The sequence below is a fragment of the Weizmannia sp. FSL W8-1119 genome (genome assembly GCF_038008605.1).
GTDB classification, from domain to species: Bacteria; Bacillota; Bacilli; order Bacillales; family Bacillaceae_C; genus Weizmannia; species Weizmannia coagulans.
In genome coordinates, this window is the sequence record NZ_JBBOZL010000001.1 from 608489 (window position 1) to 627730 (window position 19242).

The window sequence follows — 19242 nt, forward strand, 5'->3', positions numbered from 1 at the left end:
CCAACAACGAAGCCGGCGGAGGCGTAAAGCAAAGCAACTAAAATTGGTGCGCATGCTTTGCGCCAACTTCCGCAACGGAGGCGGTACAGCTGCAAACAAAATGCGTGAATGATCTGTCCGCCCTATTTAAAAACGAAACCAGTTCCGTGCATGGGGTGCCCGCCCATTTCCGCAGCGGAACCGGCGCCGGCGTACAAAAAGAAAACTAGTGGTGCGCTTTTTCCGCATCTGCATATAAATCATCCAAATATTGCACGGTAAAGTCGACGAGCGCCCGCTGGTTGATAAGCCTTGACGGGGCAGCGCCGACAAAACCGGTTTTTACCTGATGGCTGCGTTCAAAGGCGCGGCCAATTTTATTGAATAAGTCGGAGTTTTCCTCGTAATCTTCGTATGATTGCCAGACTCTTTTTCCGTTTATTTTCATCGCGCAGCTCTGCGTACACCGTTTTGTATGCTTGGCCCTCGATTCGCCGAGATGCATGGATGTATTGACTTGGTAATCGACGCCGAGCAGCAAAATACAGCCATCCCGGTCATAAATCCGGGCGAGCGCGGACTTTTCCCCGAACGGGAAGTCAAGCGAGTGCCCGCTCAAAATCGATTTTGCATCCCGGCCCCAGGCGGTAAACGAGCAGTTCGGATGGTTGCTCCTTAAAACTCCCGGAAACGTCCGGAAAAGTTCGGCAATCCGGCCCATGCCGTAAGTTGGGGTAATGGCAGGGTCAAAAGCAGGCATGGAGCGCCGGATTTCTTCCCACCATGCTTCCGGAACGGGCGGGTTTTCCCAAAAGGCGGGGTCGGTATTATTCGCTGTTTGGGCCGGCATCACAATGGTGCCGCGGTCTGTCACCACTTCCATTAAAGCCCGAATGACGGCAACCTCTCCCCCGCAAACCCAGCCGAGCGCGCTTAAAGACGAGTGGACGATGACCACCATGCCTTCTTTCAGCCCGAGCTTGCGAAAATCGGCTACTAATCTTTCTTTTGTTACGAGCGTTTGTTTTTTTCGAATTACATTTTCTTCTGTCACAGGAGTTCCTCCATCTCTATTGATTTATTTGTAATGATTCTCCAGGCTTGCCTCATATCCTTTATTATTGAAAAAGTTTTTCTTGATAAGGAGAAGAGGAAGAACATGGCAGTGTTTTTTAAAGGGGCATTTATGCTGATTGGCGTTGCTTTCATCGGAGAGTGCATTGAATTTTTAACCAATATGGTACTTGCAAATGAACTCGGGGCGCACGGCATGGGGCTATACATGTCTATTTTGCCGGCCATTTTTCTAATTGTCACCATCGCCAGCATGGAACTGCCCATCTCCATTTCAAAATTTGTTGCGGAACAGGAAGAAAAATATCATCGTGATATGCTGAGGTTTACAATCCGGCTGGCATCTTTGTTTGTCCTGTTGCTCATGGCGGCAGTTGCATTGTTGCTGCCGGTGCTTCCAATTTTCCATCATTACCACCCGTATCTTCGCTGGCTGATCATTGCGCTTATCCCGATGATCGCCTTTTCCTCAATTGCGAGAGGTTATTTTATGGGTGTCCAGCAAATGGGGAAGATTGCTGCTGCCAACTTCCTGAGAAAAATGATGCAGCTTATCCTGCTTGTCTTGCTATTTCATTGGATGGAATTTGACGTGCAAATGTCGATTTTTATCGCGATATGCACGCTTGTCGGTAGTGACTTGATTGTGCTGCTGTATCTTTTTCATATGTTTGTGCTGCAAATGCGGACGCTCAAGAAAAAAGAACATGCTCCAATGGGGGGGAAGGAAATCAGAAGGAGCCTTCTTTCCGTATCATTGCCGACAACGGGCATGCGCGTGTTCCATGCCGTAACAAGTGCGATTGAGCCGTTTTTTATCAAATGGGTATTGCTTAAATCCGGGATGACGGAGGGGATGGCAAACGAACATTTCGGACTGGTGGCCGGCGTCGCTTTTACGATCGGATTTTTTCCGGCCTTTATTGCCCATTCCCTGTCCACCGTATTAATTCCAACTGTTTCTGAAGCTTATGCCAAAAGAGATGGCATAAAGCTGCAGAAACTGCTTCAGCAGGTGATGATGATGACGTTTCTTTACGGGCTTCCGGCTGTCATTGTCATTCAGTTATTTTCCGTACCGCTAACAACCTTGTTTTCCCATTCGTCTGCCGCCGCCGTTTATGTCCGGCTGTTATGGCCGTATTTTCTGTTTCACTATTTTGTCATTCCGATGCAGGCATTTTTAATCGGCCTCGGCCTGGTCAGGGATGCCCTCGCACATTTTATTTGGTCAACGATGGTTACGTACTGCCTCATTTATTATCTTGGCACAAATCCACAGTACCAAATGGCCGGCGTCATCATTGCCATGAATACGGGAACATTGCTTATCATGATGATGCATTATTTAACGATTTGTAAAAAAATTGAAATTTCCTTGGTTCTCCGCAAACCGGCGAAACATACTTTTTAACGGGACATGCGGGTTCCGGCCTGGCATTTTGTATGATTGCCCGGGCTTTTTAAGCGTCCGCAGTATGCTTATGGCGGCTTTTGCCCAATTAAATTAGCCTGTCCGGTATTTCAGGGCAGGCTTCTAAGCAGGGCTATTTTATAATCAGTACCGGGCATTTGGCGAGCTGGGTGACTTTCTGGCTGACGCTGCCAAGCATGAGCCCCTTCAGATTTCCGAGCCCTCTGCTCCCCATAATAATAAGCTGATAGTTTCCTTCTTCCGCCTTTCTCACAATCTGGGCAGCGGGATCGCCCGTTTCATAAAATTTTTCTATCTCAATTTCTTCCTCTTCGGCAAGAGCAGCGGCTTGGTCTAACAAAACATCTCCGTCTCTCTGCTGTTCAGAATAAAGGGTATCTATTGACGCATTTGGCATCCCATCCGGAATAACCGGATTTTTCTCCACATGGATCACACCGATTTTTGTAAACCTTTCTTTTGCAAAATTCAGTGCGGCTTTCAGTGCTTTGTCGCTCATTTTTGAACCGTCTATTGCCACAAGAATGCGATTAAACATAAAATCATCTCCATCGGCTTTCTTCTCATCAACCTTATCATATCATAAAAAATTGCAACAATTAACAGAGAATATGGAAGGAATACAAAAAATTTCCGCCCTTGGGGAAGACAGGCCGGGGTAGGCAGGCGCGGTTTTTTTGCATGTTCGCCGGATATTTTCAGTTCTTTTCGGAAAAATAAAGGGTATTGAACCATACGAGGTGATACGAAATGAGCGAAAACAAAAAGCAGGGAAAAATGGACAACCCTGAACAATTTGCCACAGAAAACGAAGACATGCATGATAAATTTATGAGTGAACAAACAGTTGACCCGATTCCAATGGAAGACTTGCGGGAAGAAAAGCTTGAAGAAAAAACGGATCATGACAAAAAAACGACTTCTTCAAGCGAAAAAAAGTATAAGCCGTAAACTTTGTAAGCACCCGCGGGATGGCCGGTAAAATGGAATCCGAATCCCCGGGTGCTTGTATAAAATGAACTCAAATTACCCGCCAAGCAGCAATGTATCTGTCTTGCCCGGAGCGGGAGTGAAATAAAGCAATGCAGGCATACCCGCCATTAGAAACCGCTGTAAGAATGTTAACGGAACAGGCTGTTTGAGCACCTGTTCCGTTAACTTCTTACAACCAGTTATTGTCATCCGATCCGCTGTCCCATCCGCCGAAGTCATTGTCATCATTGGAAGTGAAATTGGCTAAATCGAAACCGGTACCCTGCTGGCCGTTGTCTCCATTATCCCCATTGTCATGGGCATCATGGCCGCTGTCTTCAAAGTTCCTTAACGAATCCTCAAGATGGTCAATCTCATCCTGTTGTAAAATATTTTGCTCTTCCAGTTCTTGCAACAGATCGTTGCCATCAAGATTTTGAAAATGCTCGAACTGGTCTAAACCGATTCTGCCCTGTTCCAGTAAATACGTCAGCAAAGCGCCTGTTGCCATCCCGCCGGCAAACATGCCAAACCGGCCGATTCCGGAATTGCCCCCCTCGTTCCATCCGGTTTGCTCCGGGTGCGGCTCGTAGGCATCCCCGTTGTAGATGCTTCTTCGCGGTTCAATAATTTGCGGCCGGTTCCGCTCGATCAAAGGACGGATGATTAAAAAATGCACGAGCACGATTATAATGATAATCCCGATCAACCAACCCAATTTCATTCCCTCCTGATCAAAAGTCAATTCGCTGCTTTTATTCATCTTTGCTGCGTATTTTAACGCAAAAGAAGGAAAATAACCAGGATAAAAGTAGTTGAGATTACGAGAAAGCATGGGGCAGGCGCGCCCCATTCGCCTGTTTCTCAGCCCATCCGGGAAGAGGGGCCCTGCATGCCGATGACAGCTTTTCGTTGGGTAAAATCAATATTTTTATAGTAAGCATTTTTGACTAAAATGTTCGGCCCGAGGCATCTGGCTTGCGGGCAATGGCAGTTCAGCGATTTTGCAATTGGCGTTTTGAGCCATTTTTCAAAGACGTCGGGCAGCCTGTCATGGCGGATATTGCCAAGCGGCGGTGTATCGCCGAAATCCGTGACAATCACATCACCGGTAAAAATGTTTACATTCAGGCGGGAGCGGCCGTCCGGGTCATTGCGGATGGTCACATTTTTGCTTTCGTACAATCTTTTCAACAATGCCTGGTCTTCTGGATTGCTGCTGCACGGATAAAATGGCAGCGTGCCAAACAGCATCCACACGCTTTCATCACGGATATCGAGCAAATGGTGGATGGCTTCCCGAATTTCATCCAGGCTGAGCACTTCAAGATCAGCAGCAAAATCGCTTGGGTACATTGGGTGAATTTCGTGCCTTGCACATTTCATTTCTTCGACAATCTGATGATGGATTTGTTCCATATAAGGCAATGTACGCTTGTTTAACATCGTTTCTGCAGAAACCATCACGCCCATCTCTGACAAGGCGCGGCTGTTTTCCACGATACGCCTGAACATTTTTTCACCCTGCTGATCGCTTGGCTTGATCCGCATGTTGGCAAACCCGCCGTCAATATAATCACGGACAGTTCCCCAGTTGTGGGAGATGTGCAGCACATCGAGATAAGGTGCAATTTGCACATATTTTTCGAGTTTCATTGTTAAATTGGAATTGATTTGGGTGCGGATCCCTCTTTCATGCGCATATTGTAACAGTGGCAGAACGTAATTTTCAACAGATTTGGTTGACAGCATCGGTTCGCCGCCGGTAATGCTGATGCAGCGCAGTGTGCTGATTTCATCCAGCCGCCTGAGCAGCAGATCAAGCGGTAGCGCATCCGGATCTTTTGGCTGCAGTGTGTAACCGACTGCACAATGTTCGCAGCGCATATTGCATAAAGTGGTCGTTGTGAATTCAATATTCGACAAAGTCAGTTTGCCGTGTGTCGTAATGTCCATGTATGCTTCCCACGGATCGTATTCAGGTGTAATGCTTCGTGATGTTTCTTCTTTTAACATGTTTGTGCTCCTTTTTTGAAAAATCAACCCGGGCGCCTGCTTTGCCCGTGTCCACCTCCAAATGGCAGGCCCCATCTTTTTTCTGCTTTTTTCCTATATATGCCATGGTTCATTATAACATGCAGCCTGTTTTTTTTTTCGCACATTCCATTTCCTGGGGTCCGGGTGTCGAAAAACAGCCGGCGCAATTATCAGGACAGACGCTCCTACCACAATGCGTGCGGCAACCAAAAATCGGCGAAAACCGGCCAAAGCAATTTATCCGGCTTGTTATTTTTGGGATTGGATTTTGTTCTTTATAAACTGATTGAATTTTTCCGCTTCATCGCGGATGCTGATGCTTTGTTCCCATGACGCAGCAATGGGGCAGGAAGAACGTCATGATGATTTCGGCAGCCCTTTCCCTGATTTCTTATGCCGGCTTACAATTTACAGCATATTCCTCTATTCCGCTGATTTTGTTTATATTGTTTGTTTCCGGGTTTTTTACCACCCCGCTGAACACGCTCGCATGGGGGATGCTTGCGGATTGTGTGGACTATGCAGAGTGGAAAACGGGAATCCGCGCAGACTTTGTGGTGATTTCCAGCATGAGTTTTACCAATAAACTGGGTGTCGCGCTCGCCGGCTCATTTTCAGCATTCTTTTTAAACAAGGCCGGCTATGTTCCAAATGCAGCCCAGTCCGTTTCATCCCTTCAAGCGATTAAGGACATAAATGCAATCATCCCCGGCATTTTTATTCTTCTGTCTGTTTTGCTGATCAGCTTCTATCTATTACAGAAAACAGATACAGGAAGATGATGAAGGAGCTGGAGCAGAAAAGATGAAACCGTTGTACGGGGGTTTTGAACAGAAGACCGAGGGGTCGGTGCTTTTTCCCCGGTAAAACGGGAGGGCTGCAGCCACCAGCCCTTTTTTGCATGTCCCCATCTTTTTTAACAGGCCGGCTTTCTATTTCAGTGCCGAAACAGATTTTGTAAAAATAAAAATTGACATGAAATGCGTTTCATTATTTACACTATAACTACATAAAAATGAGCCTGCCGGCAGGGGCTTGGTTTAAATACCTCCATCCTAAAGCATGGATGCCTGCTGAAAAATCGCAAGTGTTTTAACTAGGTGAGGTTATGACAAATATCAGAGACTTGGCGAAAATGGCCGGCGTGTCTGTGACGACCGTCTCCCGTGTGCTGAACAATCATCCGTATGTAAGTGAAGAAAAAAAGAATGCCGTCTTAAAAGCGGTAAAAGCAACCCGGTACCATAAAAATATCAATGCCGTCCATTTGAGCAAAGGGAAAACAAAATTGATCGGGGTCGTTTTGCCATTTACAGATCATCCTTATTTTTCCCTTTTATTGAAAGGGATCGCAAAACAGGCGCTCGAGTATAACTATAAGCTGCTTTTGTTTCAAACAGACTATATGGAAAGCAGGGAAACGGAAGCCCTGCAAATGTTGCAACAAAAGCAAATTGACGGTTTAATCATTTGTTCGCGCGCCTGCAGTATGCGCAAAATTGAAGAATACCTGCCATTCGGGCCGATTGCGCTTTGTGAATGTGTAAAAGGCGGCGAAATATCGTCAACGTATATTGACCACTATAAAATTTTTATGGATGCACTTGAATTTTTGTACCGGAAAGGCCATACGAAAATCGGGTATTGCATCGGCAGGAAATCCGGCACCAACAGCCGGAACCGCGAAAAAGCCTATTGGGATTTTCATAAAAAATACCATTTGCCGCACCATCCGGAATATATTTTTGACCAATGCTACGATTATGCGGATGGAGAAATGGTTTTAAGCCGGGTAAAAGAAATGGACCCGCCCCCGACGGCACTGCTTGTGACAAGCGACCAGGTTGCAGCAGGGATTGTCATCAGTTGCAACAAACAGCAGATTTCTATTCCGGATGAGCTGGCCATCATCGGATTTGACAATGAACCGATTGCCAGAATGCTGAATATCACAACCATTGATATTCCGCTTGTTGAAATGGGCCGGAACCTTGTCCGCCAGGTTTTGAGGAAGGAAATTAAAAACAAGGAAATTTCTGTAAAACTCATTGAAAGAGGCACGGTATAGGGAAAAGGGAGGCTGGAGAAGTTCCGTTCAGTTCTGCCGCGTGTAAAGCCCGGCCAGCCCCAGCCTGCCAAAACAATCACTGTGCCCGAAACGGCGCCGCAAAATGGATACTTTTGTTTGATCAAACGGGGAGGGAGAAAAGTGAATATACTGGAAGATGCAAAGGCCATGGTTTTAGAACTGTATGCCAGTTTGTGCAGCAAAATAGGCGGTCAGCCATTAGAGAAGGTTGTAGATGTGATCAGCCGGTCGAACCGTTTGTTTTTGGCAGGAACGGGCTGTTCGGAAATGATCCTCCGTGTCTTTGCCAACAGGCTGGTCCATTTGGGGTTCCGGGTTGGGATGATCGGCGACTTAATTTCGCCTGTTCCTAAAAAAGGGGATATCATCCTTTTCAGCTCAAAATCGGGAGAAAATCCCGCTTTATTGAATGCCGCCCGAAAAGCCCGGCTCCACGGCATAAAAATGGTGGTCATAACGGCTTCTCCTGAATCAACCCTTGCAAAAATGGCTGATTTGACAGTCTTGTTGCCGGGTGAACTGCCCGAATTTAAAAATATAAAACAGGCCGGCCTTGCCCCGGAAAGAACGGAAACCTTATTTGAACTGCTGAGTTTTTTGATTTATGATGTCATTACAGCATCTTTAATGAAAAAACGCCAGCCTGAAAAAGTATGCCTGAAATAGAACGGGAAAGGATCAGGAAGAATATGAAACAACAAAGCGTGATTTTTTTTGATATAGACGGGACTTTGCTGACACATGAGAAAAAGCTGCCTGCCACAACCAAAAAAGCGATAGATAAGCTGAAAAGCGATGGTCATGTCACAGCCATTGCAACGGGCAGGGCCCCGTTTATGTTTGAAGATTTGCGGAAGGAACTCGGGATGGATACGTTTGTGAGCTATAACGGGCAATATGTCGTCATGAACGGGGAGGTATTATATAAAAATCCGTTAAACAGGCAATCCCTTGAAGAATTGACTGCATATGCCCTTTCCCACAAGCATCCGCTCGTCTATATGGACCATGAAGACATGAAAGCCAATGTGCCAAACCACGATTATATAGAAAAGAGCATTGCGTCTTTGAAAATTGGCAGTTTTCCTGCGTATGACCCGCATTATTATAAAGGGCGGGAATTGTACCAGGCGCTCCTGTTCTGTTCAGAAGGGGAAGAGAAACAGTATGAACAGGCGTTTCCGGATTTTGAATTTATCCGGTGGCATCCGCTCTCTGTGGATGTTTTGCCAAAAGGCGGGTCAAAAGCGAGGGGAATTGAAAAGATTGTTGAAAAATTGGGCTTTCCTCCAGAACGCCAATATGCGTTTGGCGACGGGTTAAATGATATTAAAATGCTGTCCATGATTAAAAACAGTGTGGCAATGGGGAATGCGGAAGAAAAGGTAAAGGCCGCCGCCAAATACATTACAAAATCTGTGGAAGACAGGGGCATTCCCCACGGCCTGCAGATTGTCGGGCTGTTATAATCCATACAGGGCTTGCTGTATAAGCAATCATCCCGTACCGGGAAAGGCTCTGTCTGTTTTGGCTAAACTTCACTGCAAAGCCTGTCCCAAAAATATGCGCCGGCTAATTTTCATTCTTCTGCGGGCGCCGCGTTCACTAAATGAAAAATGCAGGAAAAGTTTTGCACTCGAAAGCCGGTTTTCAACGTAACGGATACCAGCCAAAACCCGATTCGGAAAAAGCCCTATAATAAAAGCACCGTTTTCAGCGCAAAATGGAAACGGTGCTTTTTTATTTCCACAAGCGCAATTGCCGGCGCCGGTGTACCAAGGAATAGTTAAGGAATAGTTAAGGAATAGTTATAGGGCGTTTTCGGGCATTTAAAAAACACAAAAAAAAGACGCGCCGACAAAACTATTCCCTTCCCGACGCTTCTTTCTCCTGGCTGATTTTGCTGAAGTACTCATATTCTGTTTCAAGTTCCGTCAAAGTCAGGGTGAATAGCTGCTTGTCATCTTCCCGATAGGCGCCAAGGGCAATCAGTTGTTCGATCAAATATTGCCGCTTTTTTTCTATCGCGTGCCGCAGAAAATTTTTCAAATGCGCATCCTCCCATCCTTTGGAGCATGATTTAAAACTCATCATATTTCCGTACGGGATTCGATATGCGCAATTTCTTGAACAAATGATGAACATTGTGCCGCAATCCATTCTTTTTCATGATCCATTGTAGCGACGTGATAAGAGTTGCGGAGCGGAATGATTTTTTTCCGGCTGGCAAGGATATGCGCGGCAATATAATCTGTATTTTCAGGAGGCACGACATGGTCTTCTGTTGATTGGAAAAACAGTGCGGGGCAATGGATGGCGGAGAGGTTTTCCCGCGTTTCCCGCATCACGGACAGAAGCTCACGGATGGAAGCCGCCGGCACTTTTTCATATGCAATTTCATGCACGCCCGCTGCTTTGATATCCGGCGGGCCCTCTTGAATATACCGCCCTTTCGCCAGGCATTTTTCCAGTTCGGGGATGCTTTGGATGGCCGCGTTGATACACACCATTCCCCGGATATCCGGGTGTTTTTCCGCGAGATGCAAAGCCAGCGTGCCGCCCATTGACTGGCCGATAACAAAAATATCGCGGCAATGCCGTTTCAGCAGCTGATAACCCTCTTCAAGGCTGTCAATCCAGTCTTTGTAAGTGCAGCGTTCCATGTCCAAATAGTGCGTCCCGTGCCCCTTTAATCTTGGCGCGCAAACCGTAAACCCGTCCGATGCCATTGCCCTTCCCAAAAAGCGGACACTTTGCGGGGTGCCGTTGAATCCATGCGAGATGAGAATGCCAATTTCATTTCCTTTTATAAAAAAGGAATCTGCACCCGGGAGAACGGGATAGTTTTCATCCATAAAAAAGCTCCTTCCTAACGTTTATACGGTCAGTGAATTTAAAATGTTAATGTAATTTTAAACCAATTAATCCTAGTTGTAAAGTATGTTTTATCGGTAAAATGACGCAGGATAGGTAAAAACCATTGTAAAAAAGGGCTAACTATAGTCCCGGATATGGAGCGGAAAATGCCTTTCAAGAATTTTTTTGAACGCCGGATCCTGGACATGCTGGAGCATATATGCCATGTTCGTAATCGAGTTGACACAGCCCATCGCCAGTTCATTTAAACCATACAGTTCATGTGCGGCTAATTTCATGATTCAACCTCCACTTTTTTTGAACCAACCTTATTTTGTTTTAAACGGGGCAGGATATACAGGAACGTTTTCATTGTTTTTTGCAATGGCCGGTGCTACTGTAAAAATGAAACCGTCCCGCAAATGGGCAGGAGGAGGAGAGGGTTGTGAAGACAGAAACTTTACGTTTAAAGGCGCATCAGGATGCTGAACTGACGGCGTACGTACTGGACGGATCCCCCGAGTTCAGCAATATCGGGGCGCGCCCGGGTGTGCTTATTTTTCCCGGTGGCGCCTACCGGTTTACCTCGGACAGGGAAGCGGAACCGGTTGCGATGGCATATTTGGCGGAAGGATTCAACGCGTTTGTACTGCGCTACTCGGTCGGGGAATCATTCCGTTTTGAAGCGGTTTTACAAGATGCGGAAGAAGCCATGGAGCGGATTCGCGACTATGCGGGGGCATGGCATACAGACCCTGAAAAAATTGCGGTTGCCGGTTTTTCTGCAGGAGGGCATCTTGCCGCCGCACTCGGTACGATCGGGAAAAATAAGCCCAATGCATTGATTTTAGGCTACCCTTGTATTTTGGATTCGATGAGCGGGAGCCTTGCTTTTCCGGTGCCGTCTGTTGACAAGGAAGTGACTGCCGAAACGCCGCCGGTCTTTCTGTTTTCAACGTTTGAAGACCAAACCGTGCCGATTGAAAACTCGATTGCCTTTATGCAGGCGTTGAATGCACACGGCATTCCATTCGAGTCGCATATTTTTCAAAAGGGAAAGCACGGGCTGTCTCTCGCCAAACCCCACACTTCAAACGGATTGAAAGCCAATGTGGATGCAGATGCGGCGCAATGGTTTGGCCTGAGCGTTTCCTGGCTTCATAAAGTGCTCGGCCAGTTTCCGGCTAATGCCTGATTGCGGAGATTTGACCGGCCGGAAAAACGGTTCCAGATTGATAAAATCAGAAAATTTTTCCATGCATAACTGGGGACGAGCGGCGCTGTATGACAAACCATTATGTAAAAATTGGGAGGTTTGCACATGTCATGTTTAAATGAAACCTTTGTATTGGAAAATGGGGTGGCGATTCCGAAAATCGGCCTTGGCACATGGCAAGTCCCGAACGGCGAAACCACTTACCATGCCGTATCCTTCGCTTTGAAAAAAGGCATAACAGGAATAACGCCGGCAGTCTGCTGTAAAGTACGGGAAAGATTGCCCGGCGGCGGCATGCTGTTTGGAAAAAATAGACAAAACATACGGATTGCGGCGAACTTTTTACCGGCATTGAAAAATATACAGCAAAGAACCAGGGGGAGCATAAATGAAGATTGTTGCACTTTCGGGATCGCGCGTCGGCTCGAAAACAAGAACAGCGATGAATTACGCGGTAAACGTGATCCGCGGGAAATATCCGGATGCGTTAGTCACGCTCCTTGATCTGGCGGATTACGATGTGCAGTTCAGCGACGGGCGCCATTATATGGATTACGAAGGGGATACAAAATTTGTGGCGCAAACTGTCATGGAAGCGGATGCGCTTATCATCGGCACGCCGGTTTTCCAGGCATCCATTCCGGCGACATTGAAAAATGTGTTTGACCTGCTGCCGGAAAAATCACTTCGGGATAAGGTGGCAAGCATCATTGTCACGGCCGGCTCGCCGAAACATTATTTGATTGCCGAGCAGCAGATCAAGCCGATTTTGTCTTACATGAGGGCCCAAATTGTCCAGTCTTATGTTTTTATCGAAGAAAAAGATTTTTACCGGAAAGAAATTATCAATGAAGACGTCCTCTTGCGGATCAGCCGGCTTGTGGAGGACACAGTCATGCTTACGGAAACGTATGCAAAAATAAAAGAAGCCAAAAAAGCAGCGTACACCTCCCGCGACTAAAGCCGCACGTGTACCGGACGGATCAGAAAAGGGCGGACAGCTAAAACTGTCCGCCCTTTTCTGGGTGAACGGGAGCATGCCAAGACATGCAGGACGAAAAGTGGGAGTTATGATAAAGTTTCCGGTTAGTTAACTTTTTTCATCAAAGTCAACAGACAATCCATCGACAGGTGTGGGACGGGGAAATACAATGGAGGTAAGAGGTGGATGAACGGACTGAATATTGGCAAATGCATTATCCGCAAACGCAAGGAAAAAGGCATTACACAGGAACAGCTTGCAGATTACATGGGCGTTTCAAAAGCCTCTGTATTCAAATGGGAAACAGGGCAAAGTTACCCGGACATTGTGATTCTTCCCAAAATGGCAGCCTATTTTAAACTGCAGCGGCCTGCAAAAAGCTTTACCAAAATATAAATTTTTTTCAGAAAAACGTTTTTTCTCTTGATCATTCCCTCCCTGTCCATGTAAAATAAAAATAGCAAATAAATGTTCTCGTTTTTAAATTTGGGAGGGAGTGCCTTGTCTTTTTCATTTATCCATGCGGCTGATATTCATTTGGACAGCCCTTTGGCCGGCCTGGAGCAATACGAGGGGGCACCAGTGGAAAAAATCCGCGGTGCAACCCGTGAAGCATTTAAAAATTTGGTGGATGCGGCGATTGAACGGCAAGTCCATTTTCTCATCATTGCCGGCGATTTGTATGACGGCAACTGGAAAGATTACAATACCGGCCTCTTTTTCACAAGCCAGATGGTGCGCCTGCAGAAAGAAGGCATTCCTGTTTTCCTCATCCGCGGCAACCATGATGCGGCCAATTTGATGACGAAATCTCTGAAACTGCCGGAGAATGTCCACGAATTTCCGGTAAAAGCGCCGGAAACGGTTACCCTTGATGCCCTTGGCGTCGCCATTCACGGGCAAGGTTTTGCACAACGGGCAGTGGAAGAAAATCTTGTGAAAAACTATCCGCCGAAAAAAGAAGGCTATTTCAATATCGGCATTTTACATACAAGCGCGACGGGGCGTGAAGGGCATGAAAATTACGCGCCGTGCACGATAGAAGATATGATGGAGAAGCAGTATGATTATTGGGCGCTCGGCCATATCCATATGCGGGAATTGCTCCATCCGCATGATCCGGTGATTTTGTTCCCGGGCAATATCCAGGGACGGCATATCCGGGAGACAGGAGAAAAGGGCTGCACCTATGTGGAAGTAAAAGACGATACGATTGAAAAGATGGAACCCATCCCGCTTGATGTGTTGCGCTGGACATTATGCCCGGTTGATATGGGCGACATCGAAACGATGGACGGGCTCATGGACGCGGCCCGCAGTGCGCTTGAAAAGGCATACGGGGAAGCAGACGGGCGTTACTTGGCGGTGCGTTTTGAATTGGCCGGCGCAACGAAAATGCACAGGGAACTGATTGCAAAAAAAGACCTCCTCTTGAACCAGCTGCGTTCCATTGCGCTTGAGACAGGTTTCGGTGAAATCTGGGTGGAGAAAGTAAAAATCAAAACAACAGGACTGAACGATGCCGATGCCTTTTCCGATGAACAGTCGCCAATCGGGACGGTGCTAAAATTTATCCGCAGCACGGCCGAAAATGAAGAGATGCTTGAAGCGCTGCTGGATGAGTTCAGTGATATCCGCCAGGCCATTCCGCATGAACTGAAAGAAGGGGAAGACGGGTTTGATTTTTCCAACCCCGGCCTGATCAAAAAGCGGATAAAAGATGTGGAAGACTTCATTCTTTACTCCTTAACGGAAACGGGGGCGGAAAAGGCATGAGATTTGATTATTTGAACCTGCTTGCTTATGGGCATTTTACAGACCAGATGCTTTCCTTTGATCCGGAGAAAAACTTCCATCTGCTGTTCGGGCCGAATGAAGCCGGAAAAAGCACAACACTCCGCTCGATTACGCATTTTTTATATGGATTTCCGCAAAAAACGAACGACGCTTTCCTCCATGGCAATACGAAATTAAGAATTGAAGGGCTTTTGCGCAACACAAAAGGGGAAGCTCTGCAGTTTACCCGCAGAAAAGGAAAAAAGAATACGGCACTTGGCCCGGACGGCAACCCGGTCCCGGAAAATACGGTCGCCGCTTTTTTAAACCATATGCCTGAATCCCAGTTTTTAAATATGTTTGCCCTTGACCATGTCCGTCTCCGTGAAGGCGGCGAGAGCCTTTTGGAAAGCGGCGGCAATGCCGGGGAAAGTTTTTTCACAGCCGCTTCGGGCATCAATGTGCTGCGCCGGGTTCTCGAGAACTTCGACAAACAGGCAGGCGCACTGTACAAAAAAACCGGTTCCGTCCCTGAATTAAATAAGCTGCTCAAGCGGGAAAAAGAACTTTCGAAAAAAATCAATGAGCAGCAGCTGAAAGTACAGGCATGGAAAGCTTTTGAGGCGCGTTACCGGGAGTTGGAAAAAGAACTCGGCCGCCTCACCGCAAAAATTAAAACGCTGCGCAGCCAAAAAGAACAGCTGCAGCGCGTCAAATGGATTTTGCCGAAGATCGCAAACCGGGAAAATCTTTTGCAAAAATTGGAAGCGCTCGGCGATGTCCCGGATCTTCCGGAAAATATTGCCGAAGTCCGTGCAGAAACGGAAAACAAATGGAACGCTTCCCGGGCAAACTTGGACAAAATTTCCCGGCAACTGGCGCGCGCCGAAGCAGAAATGAAAGAAATCAGCATTCCGGAACACATTTTGGAACAGGCTGCCGCGATTACCGGCCTTTACCGCCAAGTGCAACAGTACGAAGACGATGAAAAAATGCTGCCTGAGCTCGAAGGAAAAAAGCAGCAGCTCCAAGCCCAATTGATGTCCGTTATGAAGGAGATCGACCCGGACCGTGCAGCAGTTGAAAATATAGAACATTACCGGCTGCCTTCCGCCCAAAAAGAAATGATTCGCGAGCTTTGCAAGCAAAAGCCGTTGCTCGATCAGGCTTATGAATCATTGAAACGGGAAGGCGAAAAACTGGAAAAAGAGCTGGCAAAGAAGCTGGAAGAATTGGCTGCCTTGCCTGATCTGCCGGACGTGGAAAAACTGGAAGCCGTCCTGACCAAGGTGAACCGTGCGGGAGACGTGGAAGCGGCGATACACGAGCTGGCCGCGGAATGCCGGCAAAAACAGCGGCAAGTGGAAGAAGCCGTTCGTGCTTTGCCGTTATGGGATGGCGAGGCGGAAGAACTTGTCAAACTTCCGGTGCCCGGTTTGGAAGAAACGGTGAAAAAATTTGAAAAAGAAGCGGAACAATTGACACGGAAGCTGGAATTGGTGCAAAGCCGGATTTTCCGGTTGGAAGAGGACATCGAAGCTTCAGAAGAAAGCATCCGCCGGCTTGATTCAATTGCTGAAATCCCGTCCGAAGAAAAGCTGTCGGCGGCCCGCGCCTTAAGGGATGCCGGCTGGCAGTTGATCCGCACCAAGCTTGAAACCGGCCATTGGCATGAAACGGCTGAAACGTATACAAAGGGAGAGCCGGTCGTGCCGGTTTATGAGAAACATGTCCGCGAGGCTGACCAGATTGCTGATACCATGCGGCTGGAGGCGGAAAAAGTCGGCGAGAAGAATAAACTTTTAGCCGATATTCAAAAGTTCCGTGGGAAAAAAGAACAGCTTGAAAAGGAAAAATCCGGGCTTGAAGAAGCTTTGCGTGCGTGGGAATCCGCCTGGGAAAAACTTTGGGCGCCGGCGCAAATCCGTCCGCTTACCCCTGCAGAGATGCGGGAATGGCTGCAAAAACACGCGCAAATTAAAAGCTTGATGCAGGATTATGAGAAGGCGCAAGAAAAAATGCGCGCGCTTCATGATAGCTGTGCGGACTGCTGCAATGCGCTATCTGCCGTGCTGAAAACATTTGCCGCCGTTTCAGAAGGACAGCCGCTTGCGGAACTGGTGAGCCTTGCAGAAAATGAATTGAAACGAGTCCGCAATCTTGCAGCAAAGAAGGACAGCCTTGAAACGGCCATCCGCGATTTAAAAGAAAAACGGGAAGAAATGCAAACGGAGAAAGCGGAAATCGGGAAGAAACGCGAAGCATGGCTGGCAAATTGGTCTTCGGCTGTCGCGGGCACGGCAATATTGGAAGAGGTGCCGCCGGCGGTTGCTGAATCCCTGCTCGCCCGCTATGAAACATGTATGCAACTCTATGATGCATACAACCAGACTGAAAAAGAGCAGCAAGCCGTCACTGAAAAAATGGCGCGCTTTGAAGAAAAAGTGCAGCAGATCCTTGAAACGGCCCAACTTCCATTGAGCGGGGAGAATGCTGCTGTTGCCGTAAACCGGATGTACCAGCTGTTGCAAAATGCCAAACAGGACGATGCCGCTTTGAAAAAGCTCAAACGCCAGTCAGAAGACTTGGAGAATGAGAGAAAAGAAGAAGCGGAAGCACTGGAAGCAGCCGGTGCGGTTTTAAAAGAACTTTTCCAACAGGCAGGCTGCAGCACAATCGAAGAACTAAAGCAGATTGAAACAGCATTCCTGCTGAAAAAAAGTTTTGAAAAGGAAATCCGGCAAATCGAAGCGGATATGCTGGATGCGGGTGCCGGTAAGTCACTGCAGGAACTGCTTGATGAGGCGGCCCGGTTTGATGCAGACTCGATTGACGCCGATTTGGCGGAAACCGGGCGTGAACTTGACCGTTTGGAAGCCTCGCGTTCCGAGGTGGAGCAGGAATATGGGGCGGTCAAAAAAGAATACGAAGAACAGATTCGCGGCGCCAACATGACAGCCATTGAAGCCGACCAGGAAAGGGAAAGCGTGCATGCGCAAATCGCCAGTTTGACCGAGCAATATATCCAGTTGAAACTCGCTACAGCTTTGCTACAAAAAGGGATTGAATTTTACCGTAGCCAGAATCAGAATCCGATTTTAAACCGCGCGGGTGACATTTTTGCGCGGCTGACACTCCATTCTTTTGACGGATTGGCTGTTGATTACAACGAGCAGGACGAGCCTGTTTTAATGGGCGTGCGCGGCGGGGAGAATGTACCGCTGAACGGGATGAGCGATGGGACGACCGACCAGCTGTATTTGTCCCTCCGCCTTGCGAGCATTGAAAGATACGCAGCCGAAAACGAGCCGCTGCCGTTCATTGTCGATGACATCCTCGTCCATTTCGATGATGAACGTTCAAAAGAAACATTAAAAATATTACTTGAACTTTCCAGCTGCACGCAAATCATCTTTTTCACGCATCATCAGCGCCTTGTCGACATGATGCAGGAAATCGCCCCGCCGGAAGCCGTCCAATATTTGGCTTTCCACGGGCAGAAAGTTACCGTGCATTAAACAGGGTTTGCTGGACGAATCTGTTTTGGCGTTTTACCCGGCCCGTTTAGCAAGTTCTGCAAAGTTTGCCCAAAGTTTGCCATCGATAGAAAAGCTATAGGCTGATTTTTTTCTATCCATGGCTGCGGCTTTTGAATTAAGTTTTTTCCGCATTCTTGCATGTTGGCTGGAGCCTAAGTCCATGGCTTTTGCCCATTTAGCAGAGCAAAATAAAAAAGGCCCCGCTTTGTGCGGGCCCTTCTGTCACATCAGGATTCATCGGAAGGATATTTGTAAAAGCCTTCTCCTGTTTCTTTTCCAAGTTTGCCTTTGTCAATGTATTCCGTTTTCAGCAAGTCTGCAATTTTTTTGTACATTTCATCGCCGGTAGCTTCTGCTTTTGCCAAACTGATATTGTAGGCGGTGTTGATGCCGACCACATCCAGAATCTGGAATGGCCCGGCCGGGGCGCCTGTTGCAATGCGCCATGTCTTGTCAATCGTTTCCGGATCGGCAATCCCTTTTACCAGCAGCATTTGGGCTGCTTCCAACAGCGGTACGAGCAATGAGTTCAGAATATAGCCCGGCTGTTCCTTGTACAAAGGCAGCGCCACCATGCCGATTGCCTCTGCAAACGCGATCACATCTTGAAATACTTTTTCATCTGTGCCGGGATGTTTCATGACTTCTGCCGTATTGTTTTTCCAAATTTCATTGGCAAAATGGAGCGCCAGAAATTTTTCTGGGCGGCCGGTAGCTTCAGCAAACTGGCTTGGCAGCAGGGTCGATGAGTTCGTTGCAAAGACCGTTTTTTTTGGTGCCAATTTTCCAAGTTTTTGGTAAAAGTCCGTTTTAATGGAAACCACTTCCGGAATGGCCTCAATGACCAGATCGGCACTGGCTACGGCTTGTCCCAGATCATCAGAAAAAGAAATTCTATTATAGGCTGCGTCCACTTCTTGTTCTGTTGCACTAAGATCTTTCCTGTAGCGTGCCTTCAACCCGGAAATTCTTTCTTTCGCCTGTTCAATTGCTTCGGCAGAAATATCATAAACGTATACATGAAAGCCTTTAAAAGCTGTTTGATAGGCGATTTGGCTCCCAAGTACACCGCTCCCTGCTATTGTGATATTTTGAAAGTCCATAACCATACTTCCTTTCCCATTTTATGTAACCCCTTACATATCCATCGTATCACTGTATCAATAGAGCGTCAAAATAAAAGATGCATATAAAATGAAATAGGGCTTGCTGAATAAGCAAAAGTCCTAGACTTGGTAAGGATACTGACAGCTTTGGCCGAACTTTAAATGCAAGGGTTTTATAAAA

18 protein-coding genes and 2 pseudogenes are annotated in these 19242 nt (G+C 47.2%); 11 read left to right on the plus strand and 9 right to left on the minus strand.

What is annotated here, in order from left to right; all coding sequences use genetic code 11:
* Positions 1–205: 205 nt before the first annotated feature.
* A complete protein-coding gene (locus tag NSQ19_RS02845; protein WP_272907865.1) occupies positions 206–1033 on the minus strand; it encodes an aminoglycoside N(3)-acetyltransferase in 828 nt (275 codons plus the stop codon).
* 105 nt (positions 1034–1138) lie between these two features.
* Here NSQ19_RS02845 and NSQ19_RS02850 point away from each other — a divergent pair, with 105 nt between their 5' ends.
* Positions 1139–2467 (plus strand): polysaccharide biosynthesis protein, encoded by a 1329-nt coding sequence (locus NSQ19_RS02850; protein WP_340702338.1) that lies wholly within the window; start codon positions 1139–1141, stop codon positions 2465–2467.
* A 133-nt stretch (positions 2468–2600) separates the two neighbouring features.
* Here the strand turns inward: NSQ19_RS02850 and NSQ19_RS02855 are convergent, their stop codons facing one another.
* A complete protein-coding gene (locus NSQ19_RS02855; protein ID WP_013858534.1) occupies positions 2601–3026 on the minus strand; it encodes a universal stress protein in 426 nt (141 codons plus the stop codon).
* 212 nt (positions 3027–3238) lie between these two features.
* On the opposite strand from NSQ19_RS02855, the gene NSQ19_RS02860 reads away from it, so the two are divergent.
* Positions 3239–3439 carry a hypothetical protein gene (locus NSQ19_RS02860; protein ID WP_013858535.1) on the plus strand — a complete coding sequence of 67 codons (201 nt, stop codon included), beginning with the start codon at positions 3239–3241 and terminating at the stop codon, positions 3437–3439.
* A gap of 211 nt (positions 3440–3650) precedes the next feature.
* Here the strand turns inward: NSQ19_RS02860 and NSQ19_RS02865 are convergent, their stop codons facing one another.
* Both NSQ19_RS02865 and yfkAB read right to left on the minus strand, forming a co-directional pair.
* A complete protein-coding gene (locus NSQ19_RS02865) occupies positions 3651–4184 on the minus strand; it encodes a hypothetical protein (protein WP_340702339.1) in 534 nt (177 codons plus the stop codon).
* 140 nt (positions 4185–4324) lie between these two features.
* Complete coding sequence (yfkAB, locus tag NSQ19_RS02870; RefSeq protein ID WP_013858537.1) at positions 4325–5476, minus strand: radical SAM/CxCxxxxC motif protein YfkAB; 1152 nt, start codon at positions 5474–5476, stop codon at positions 4325–4327.
* A gap of 341 nt (positions 5477–5817) precedes the next feature.
* Between yfkAB and NSQ19_RS02875 the strand changes: the two are divergent.
* From NSQ19_RS02875 to NSQ19_RS02890, 4 genes and pseudogenes are all read left to right on the plus strand, one after another.
* Positions 5818–6305: pseudogene (locus tag NSQ19_RS02875) on the plus strand (MFS transporter); the annotation flags it as partial.
* Between the two features lie 300 nt (positions 6306–6605).
* Complete coding sequence (locus NSQ19_RS02880; RefSeq protein WP_340702340.1) at positions 6606–7565, plus strand: LacI family DNA-binding transcriptional regulator; 960 nt, start codon at positions 6606–6608, stop codon at positions 7563–7565.
* Between the two features lie 141 nt (positions 7566–7706).
* Positions 7707–8252 (plus strand): SIS domain-containing protein, encoded by a 546-nt coding sequence (locus NSQ19_RS02885; protein ID WP_237348964.1) that lies wholly within the window; start codon positions 7707–7709, stop codon positions 8250–8252.
* Between the two features lie 23 nt (positions 8253–8275).
* A complete protein-coding gene (locus NSQ19_RS02890) occupies positions 8276–9055 on the plus strand; it encodes a Cof-type HAD-IIB family hydrolase (RefSeq protein ID WP_340702341.1) in 780 nt (259 codons plus the stop codon).
* A gap of 394 nt (positions 9056–9449) precedes the next feature.
* Here the strand turns inward: NSQ19_RS02890 and fbpA are convergent, their stop codons facing one another.
* The 3 genes from fbpA to NSQ19_RS02905 form a co-directional block, all read right to left on the minus strand.
* On the minus strand, positions 9450–9635 hold the full coding sequence (gene fbpA / locus NSQ19_RS02895) for a Fur-regulated basic protein FbpA (RefSeq protein ID WP_013858542.1): 186 nt from the start codon (positions 9633–9635) through the stop codon (positions 9450–9452).
* 41 nt (positions 9636–9676) lie between these two features.
* Entirely contained in the window at positions 9677–10441 is a 765-nt protein-coding gene (locus NSQ19_RS02900; RefSeq protein ID WP_013858543.1) for an alpha/beta hydrolase, read from the minus strand.
* A gap of 138 nt (positions 10442–10579) precedes the next feature.
* A complete protein-coding gene (locus NSQ19_RS02905) occupies positions 10580–10741 on the minus strand; it encodes a hypothetical protein (RefSeq protein WP_235430878.1) in 162 nt (53 codons plus the stop codon).
* A 146-nt stretch (positions 10742–10887) separates the two neighbouring features.
* Here NSQ19_RS02905 and NSQ19_RS02910 point away from each other — a divergent pair, with 146 nt between their 5' ends.
* The 5 genes and pseudogenes from NSQ19_RS02910 (at position 10888) to NSQ19_RS02930 (ending at position 17934) form a co-directional block, all read left to right on the plus strand.
* Positions 10888–11637 (plus strand): alpha/beta hydrolase, encoded by a 750-nt coding sequence (locus NSQ19_RS02910; RefSeq protein WP_013858544.1) that lies wholly within the window; start codon positions 10888–10890, stop codon positions 11635–11637.
* A 409-nt stretch (positions 11638–12046) separates the two neighbouring features.
* A complete protein-coding gene (locus tag NSQ19_RS02915) occupies positions 12047–12619 on the plus strand; it encodes an NADPH-dependent FMN reductase (protein WP_017554788.1) in 573 nt (190 codons plus the stop codon).
* 207 nt (positions 12620–12826) lie between these two features.
* Positions 12827–13003: pseudogene (locus NSQ19_RS02920) on the plus strand (helix-turn-helix domain-containing protein); the annotation flags it as partial.
* A 138-nt stretch (positions 13004–13141) separates the two neighbouring features.
* The gene (locus tag NSQ19_RS02925; protein WP_340702342.1) at positions 13142–14416 is read left to right on the plus strand and encodes a metallophosphoesterase family protein; all 1275 of its coding nucleotides are present in this window, start codon (positions 13142–13144) and stop codon (positions 14414–14416) included.
* Positions 14413–17934, plus strand: a complete 3522-nt coding sequence (locus NSQ19_RS02930) for an AAA family ATPase (RefSeq protein ID WP_340702343.1) — start codon at positions 14413–14415, stop codon at positions 17932–17934. The genes NSQ19_RS02925 and NSQ19_RS02930 overlap by 4 nt, the downstream gene beginning before the upstream one ends.
* 33 nt (positions 17935–17967) lie before the next feature.
* Here NSQ19_RS02930 and NSQ19_RS02935 read toward each other — a convergent pair whose 3' ends face one another.
* Complete coding sequence (locus tag NSQ19_RS02935; protein WP_340702344.1) at positions 17968–18117, minus strand: hypothetical protein; 150 nt, start codon at positions 18115–18117, stop codon at positions 17968–17970.
* A 65-nt stretch (positions 18118–18182) separates the two neighbouring features.
* Positions 18183–19058 (minus strand): 3-hydroxyacyl-CoA dehydrogenase, encoded by an 876-nt coding sequence (locus tag NSQ19_RS02940; RefSeq protein ID WP_340702345.1) that lies wholly within the window; start codon positions 19056–19058, stop codon positions 18183–18185.
* Positions 19059–19242: the final 184 nt, after the last annotated feature.

Coding starts and splice junctions, on each gene's coding strand:
- yfkAB (WP_013858537.1), bottom strand. CDS start 5,476: ATGTTAAAAGAAGAAACATCACGAAGCATTACACCTGAATACGATCCG.
- NSQ19_RS02935 (WP_340702344.1), bottom strand. CDS start 18,117: ATGGACTTAGGCTCCAGCCAACATGCAAGAATGCGGAAAAAACTTAAT.
- NSQ19_RS02915 (WP_017554788.1), top strand. CDS start 12,047: ATGAAGATTGTTGCACTTTCGGGATCGCGCGTCGGCTCGAAAACAAGA.
- NSQ19_RS02890 (WP_340702341.1), top strand. CDS start 8,276: ATGAAACAACAAAGCGTGATTTTTTTTGATATAGACGGGACTTTGCTG.
- NSQ19_RS02930 (WP_340702343.1), top strand. CDS start 14,413: ATGAGATTTGATTATTTGAACCTGCTTGCTTATGGGCATTTTACAGAC.
- NSQ19_RS02850 (WP_340702338.1), top strand. CDS start 1,139: ATGGCAGTGTTTTTTAAAGGGGCATTTATGCTGATTGGCGTTGCTTTC.
- NSQ19_RS02880 (WP_340702340.1), top strand. CDS start 6,606: ATGACAAATATCAGAGACTTGGCGAAAATGGCCGGCGTGTCTGTGACG.
- NSQ19_RS02860 (WP_013858535.1), top strand. CDS start 3,239: ATGAGCGAAAACAAAAAGCAGGGAAAAATGGACAACCCTGAACAATTT.
- NSQ19_RS02865 (WP_340702339.1), bottom strand. CDS start 4,184: ATGAAATTGGGTTGGTTGATCGGGATTATCATTATAATCGTGCTCGTG.
- NSQ19_RS02905 (WP_235430878.1), bottom strand. CDS start 10,741: ATGAAATTAGCCGCACATGAACTGTATGGTTTAAATGAACTGGCGATG.
- NSQ19_RS02855 (WP_013858534.1), bottom strand. CDS start 3,026: ATGTTTAATCGCATTCTTGTGGCAATAGACGGTTCAAAAATGAGCGAC.
- NSQ19_RS02900 (WP_013858543.1), bottom strand. CDS start 10,441: ATGGATGAAAACTATCCCGTTCTCCCGGGTGCAGATTCCTTTTTTATA.
- NSQ19_RS02940 (WP_340702345.1), bottom strand. CDS start 19,058: ATGGACTTTCAAAATATCACAATAGCAGGGAGCGGTGTACTTGGGAGC.